This window comes from Glycocaulis sp. (genome assembly GCF_052168375.1).
In the GTDB taxonomy this organism is placed as follows: Bacteria; Pseudomonadota; Alphaproteobacteria; order Caulobacterales; family Maricaulaceae; genus Glycocaulis.
Genome location: NZ_JBQLZR010000006.1, coordinates 1 through 5,348 on the forward strand (window position 1 = coordinate 1; position 5,348 = coordinate 5,348).

At 65.3% G+C, this 5,348-nt stretch carries 7 protein-coding genes; 4 read left to right on the forward strand and 3 right to left on the reverse strand.

Annotated elements, in window-relative coordinates; genetic code table 11:
* On the forward strand, positions 1 to 474 hold a 474-nt coding region (locus ACTS2Z_RS00120), incomplete at its 5' end, for an invasion associated locus B family protein (protein WP_442571204.1).
* On the opposite strand, the gene ACTS2Z_RS00125 is transcribed toward ACTS2Z_RS00120, so the two are convergent.
* Positions 471 to 1,748, reverse strand: a complete 1,278-nt coding sequence (locus tag ACTS2Z_RS00125; protein WP_442571205.1) for a polyhydroxyalkanoate depolymerase — start codon at positions 1,746 to 1,748, stop codon at positions 471 to 473. The two genes, ACTS2Z_RS00120 and ACTS2Z_RS00125, sit on opposite strands and share 4 nt — an antisense overlap.
* 59 nt (positions 1,749 to 1,807) lie before the next feature.
* Positions 1,808 to 2,452, reverse strand: a complete 645-nt coding sequence (locus tag ACTS2Z_RS00130) for an SCO family protein (RefSeq protein ID WP_442571206.1) — start codon at positions 2,450 to 2,452, stop codon at positions 1,808 to 1,810.
* A gap of 105 nt (positions 2,453 to 2,557) precedes the next feature.
* Between ACTS2Z_RS00130 and ACTS2Z_RS00135 the strand changes: the two genes are divergently transcribed.
* The 3 genes from ACTS2Z_RS00135 to ACTS2Z_RS00145 all read left to right on the forward strand — a co-directional run bounded on the left by ACTS2Z_RS00135 (position 2,558) and on the right by ACTS2Z_RS00145 (position 5,229).
* A complete protein-coding gene (locus ACTS2Z_RS00135; protein ID WP_442571207.1) occupies positions 2,558 to 3,871 on the forward strand; it encodes an ActS/PrrB/RegB family redox-sensitive histidine kinase in 1,314 nt (437 codons plus the stop codon).
* A gap of 89 nt (positions 3,872 to 3,960) precedes the next feature.
* Positions 3,961 to 4,509, forward strand: a complete 549-nt coding sequence (locus ACTS2Z_RS00140) for an ActR/PrrA/RegA family redox response regulator transcription factor (protein ID WP_442571208.1) — start codon at positions 3,961 to 3,963, stop codon at positions 4,507 to 4,509.
* Positions 4,510 to 4,539: 30 nt separating this feature from the next.
* Positions 4,540 to 5,229: a DJ-1/PfpI family protein gene (locus ACTS2Z_RS00145; RefSeq protein ID WP_442571209.1), complete on the forward strand. Its 690-nt coding sequence runs from the start codon at positions 4,540 to 4,542 to the stop codon at positions 5,227 to 5,229.
* On the opposite strand, the gene ACTS2Z_RS00150 is transcribed toward ACTS2Z_RS00145, so the two are convergent.
* A partial coding sequence (locus ACTS2Z_RS00150; protein WP_442571210.1) for an MmcB family DNA repair protein occupies positions 5,226 to 5,348 on the reverse strand: 123 nt, incomplete at its 5' end. The genes ACTS2Z_RS00145 and ACTS2Z_RS00150 overlap by 4 nt on opposite strands.

A 5,348-nucleotide genomic window follows, 5' to 3' on the forward strand; every position in this document is an offset into this window, starting at 1 on the left:
AGCGCCTTCGCCGCCAGTGCCCCGGCTCTGGCCCAGGCGCCCCATTTCCAGGGACAGCACAATGACTGGCGCGTCTTCACGCGCGGCAGCGGGCCGGAACGCATATGCTATGCGATTAGCCGGCCGGTCGATTCCCGTCCCGGCGATGTCGACCACGGGGATGTGTATTTCTTTGTCTCGACATGGGCGAGCGGCGCAGCGCGCGAACAGCCGAGCTTCCTTGCCGGTTATGAGCTGCGCGCCGACAACCCGCCACGCGCCTCGGTCGGCTCCGACCGGGTGTCCATGTATGTCGATGACCGCGAAGGCTTCGTGGAGGAACCGCGCGAGGAAAGCCGCCTTGTGGACGCGATGCGCCGCGGCGCGACCATGCGGGTGGAGGCGGTATCAGCGCGGGGCACCAATACCGCCTATACGTTTTCGCTGTCGGGCGTGACGGCTGCCCTGAGGCAGGCTGGCGAGCTCTGCCGCTAGCTGGCCTTGCCCTTTGCCGGGCGGGCGTGACGCTGCATGAAGGCGCTCATGCGCGGGACGATTTCCTCGCGGAAACGCCGGCCGTTGAACACGCCGTAATGGCCGACATCAGGCTGGATATAGTCCTCACGCAGGGCTTCAGGCAGGCCTGAGCACAGCGTGTGGGCGGCCTGCGTCTGGCCGATACCCGAAATGTCGTCATTCTCGCCCTCGACGGTGAGAAGCGCGATGTCGGTGATGGCAGAGGGATCAACCAGGCGTCCCTTCACCTCGAACCGGCCCTGCGGCAATGCGTGGGCCTGGAACACCTCGGCGATGGTTTCGAGGTAGAACTCCTCGGTCAGGTCCATGACCGAGAGATACTCGTCATAGAACTGGCGGTGCTTGTCGGTGCTGTCGCCATCGCCCTTCACCAGATTGTTGAAATACTGGTAGTGCGCATCAACATGCCGGTCATAGTTCATGTTGATGAAGCCGGTCAGCTGAAGGAAGCCGGGATAGACCCGGCGCAGAGCGCCCGGATACACCGCCGGAACGGTGTGGATCAGATTGTCCCGGAACCACTCGAACGGGCGTTCCTCGGCCAGCTTGTTCGGCACGGTCGGGCTTTTGCGCGCATCGATCGGCGAACCCATGAAGGTCATGGTCGCCGGCCGCGCGGGATCCTTGTCCTGCGCCATCAGTGACAATGCAGCCAGCACAGGCGGTCCGGGCTGGCAAACGGCGGCCACGTGCGCGCCCGGCCCGACGACCGTGATCATCTCGCGGACATATTCCACATAGTCGCCAAGGCCGAACCGGCCTTCAAGTACCGGCACCATGCGCGCATCGGCCCAGTCGGTGATGTACACGTCATGGGTTGGCAGGAAGGCTTCCACCGTGCCGCGCAGCAGGGTCGCGTAGTGGCCCGACATGGGCGCGACCAGCAGAAGTTTGGGATCTTGCAGTTCGCCCGGTTTCACCTTGCGCGCGGCGGCAAGGGCCGACGTATCGCGCGCGAAGTGCACCAGATCGCCGAAGGGCTTTGACCAGACGGTCTCGATCTCGATACCGACCGGGTGACCGTTCACCTCGGTGGCATCGATGCCCCATTCCGGCTTGCCGTAATAGCGCGTCAGGCTTTCAAACACATCCGCAGCAGCGGCAGCGGTGCGCCCGGCAAGCGTATCGCCGACCGGATTGAGGGGGGAGCGCAAGGACGTACGCGCCACATTCGCCGCAGTGCGCCAGGGCAGCATCGCGGCGCGGGTCATTTCCATGAAGGTGTAAAGCATCGAAAAATCAGGCCTCCGGCCTAGCGGGCAGGGTTATCTGCCCATGCTTGAGGAGACGATCATGCGCCGTCTTCCTGTAAAAATCGTTGCAGGGATTGCGCAATGCGCTCCGGCGCGGTGGCGTGGGGGAACACCTCCACGAAACGGCCCTGCCGGTCCATCAGATAGATGAGCGAGGAATGGTCGATGAGATATTCCGCCATGGAGGCATCCGCCTCCGCGCGCGCATAGTAGACCCGGTAGGCGCGCGCAGCGGCAGCAATCTGCTCCGGGCTGCCCGTCAGACCCAGCAAGCCTTCAGGGAATACCGGGGTTTCGACATAGGCGGCCAGCGCTTCTGGCGTATCGCGCTCCGGATCAAGGCTGATCAGGAGCGGCTGGAACTCGGCGCGCTGGTCAGCGGGCAGCTCGTTCAGCGCCTGCGCCATAACCTGCAGCGACATCGGACATACGTCCGGGCAATAGGTGAAGCCGAAATAGATCAGCATGGGCCGGCCCTCGAAATCGGCCTCGGTCACCGTCTCGCCCGTATGAGCCACTAGCTCGAACGGACCGCCGATCAGCGCCTGGCCCGATTCGCGAACGCCCGGCGCAGCGGTGCCACGCTGTCCCCCGGCATACAGGAAGGCCGCAACGGCAATGATGACGCAGGCAATGCTGGCAATAACGGGGAAAAGCCAGGCCGGACGGTTCGACCAGTTCACGGGCGCCCACTCCTCAACATGCTTCTTGCGTCATAGATAGGGCGCAAGGCACCTTCGTGTCGAGCCGGTACGCTGCATTGCAGCGTAAGAGGAGGTTTTCCCAGCGTGGCCTTTTTCCACACAGATGCCGATGAAAACAGCGCCGATCCGTCCCTGGTGCCGATGTTCGGCCGGGTGCGCCTGCGCACCCTGATCGTCCTGCGCTGGCTGGCCGTGGCCGGGCAGACCATTACCGTCCTCGGTGTCCATTTCGTCCTCGGATTTGATCTCCCGCTGGCTTTCTGCCTGATGGCCATCACGGCGAGCGCCGCACTGAACCTGGCCATCGCCTTCTCCCAGAGCGTGCAGCGCTTTGCGAGCGAAGGTGAGAGCTTTGCCCAGCTGGCCTACGATGTCCTGCAAGTGATCGTGCTGGTGGCCCTGACGGGTGGCACGGCCAATCCCTTCGCCTTTGTCATTGCCGCGCCGGTACTTATCGGGGTGGCCGCCCTTCCGGTGCGCTGGTGGATGACACTTGTCGCACTGACCATTGCCGGCTCGCTGGCCATGAGCGTCTGGCCGATGCCTTTGCCTTGGAACGACTGGGCAGGCCCGATCAGCCTGCCACCGCTCTATCAGGCGGGCCTGTGGCTGGCGCTGGTCATCACCATCGCCTTTACCGCTGTCTATGCCTGGCGCGTGGGCAGCGAGGCGCGGCGCATGGGCGCAGCCCTTGCCGCCACACAGAGCGTCCTCGCGCGCGAGCAGCGCCTGTCCGCGCTGGGCGCCCTGTCCGCTGCCGCGGCACACGAGCTTGGCACCCCGCTTGCCACGATCCAGCTGACGGCAAAGGAGATGGCGCGCGCCCTGACGGATCCCGAATTGCAGGAAGATGCCGCCCTGCTGGTCTCCCAGGCCGAGCGCTGCCGCGACATCCTCAAACGCCTCTCGCAAGCCCCCAGCGATACCGACCAGATGCACGACCGCATCGCGGTTGCCGACCTGCTGGACGAGGCGGCAGCACCGCTGAAGGGCCTTGGTGCCGACATCGCGATCACTGTAACGGGCGAAGGTCCCGCGCCTGTCCTGCGGCGCAGTCCCGAGCTGATCTACGCGCTGGGCAATTTCGTCGAGAATGCCATCGACTTCGCCCGCGCCAGCGTCAATCTGGAGGCAGGGTGGACGGCTGAGACGCTGACCGTGTCGGTCTTGGACGACGGGCCGGGCTTCCCCCTCGACATCCTCGCCAAGCTGGGCGAGCCCTACATCACTACTCGGCGGCACGAGCCGGGACCGGGCGGGCTGGGCCTTGGCGTCTTCATCGCCACCACCCTTGTCGAGCGGCTCGGCGGCAAGGTGGAGTTTGAAAACCGGCCCGGCCGCTCCGGCGCGCTCGTGCGCATGACCTTGCCGCGCAAGCGGCTGGAGCTGAAGGCCTGACAGCAAAGCCTTTCCCTTGAGCCTTGCCTCGCCTAGATGACTGTTCAGGATGTTATAACCACCCGACCCAGAAAGGACCGGGCCCCGCCATGACAGAGACGCTCGACCTTCCCGCTGACCGCACGCTTCTTGTGCTGGATGACGACGCACCCTTCCGCAACCGGCTGGAACGGGCGATGACACAGCGCGGCTTTGAGGTGACGGCTCTGGGATCGGTCGCAGAAGCGCTGGAATTGGCGCGCAGCGCGCCGCCTGCCTTCGCGGTCGTCGATCTGCGGCTGGAGGACGGGGACGGGCTGGACGTGGTGCGGGCGCTGCACCGGCACCGGGCCGATTGCCGCGCCGTCATGCTGACCGGCTATGGCAATATCGCCACCGCTGTCGCGGCGGTGAAGTCCGGCGCAGTCGATTATCTCTCCAAGCCCGCCGACGCCGATGATGTGGTGAAAGCCCTGCTCGCCCCTCCGGGCACCAAGCCGGAGCCGCCGGAAAACCCGATGAGCGCCGACCGCGTGCGCTGGGAGCATATCCAGCGTGTGTTCGAGCTGTGCGATCACAACGTCTCGGAAACTGCGCGGCGTTTGAACATGCACCGGCGAACCCTGCAGCGCATCCTCGCCAAGCGGGCGCCGCGCTAGACACCACCCTGACGGAAAGGCCTGCGAACCATGACCACCACGCCTTTCCGTATCGGCTTTGTCCTCTTCGACCACATAACCCAGCTGGACTTCACCGGACCCTTGCAGGTGCTCTCACGCCTGCCCGGAGCCGAGATCCATCTGGTGGCGAAATCGATGGAGCCAGTCCGCACGGACGGGGTTCTCACCGTTCCGCCGACAACGAGATTTGACGATTGCCCGCCGCTGGAACTGATCTGTGTTCCCGGCGGGTTCGGCGTCAATGCCGCCATGGGCGATGCGGCACTGATCGATTTTGTCGCCCGTCAGGGCCGTGAGGCCCGTTATGTCACCTCGGTCTGTACCGGCACCTTCATTCTTGGCGCTGCAGGCCTTCTCAAGGGCCGGCGCGCCACGACACACTGGGCCTATCACGAGGCTCTGGCACTGACCGGCGCCATTCCGGTCAAGGCGCGCGTGGTGCGCGACGGCAATCTCTTCACCGGCGGCGGCGTGACAGCGGGGATAGACTTCGCCCTGACCGTGCTGGCAGAGCTTGCAGGGGAAGACGCGGCAAAATCGGTCCAGCTCCTGATCGAATACAACCCGGCCCCGCCCTTCACGGCCGGCTCACCCGACACCGCTCCGGCAGACATTCTGGCGCGCACAAAGGCACGCTATGGCGAGCGCCTGCCGGCCTTCAATGCGGCCCTGCAGGCGGCAATGGACGCGCGGAGCTAGAGCCGGAGCGCGCGCTCTGCCGCCGTGCGGGCAAAGCGCAAGGTGATGGATTTGCGCCGTGCAGGGGCAAGCCGGTTGACCGGGCTGTCGCGCAGGATCGCGCCGCCAAACCCGTCAGC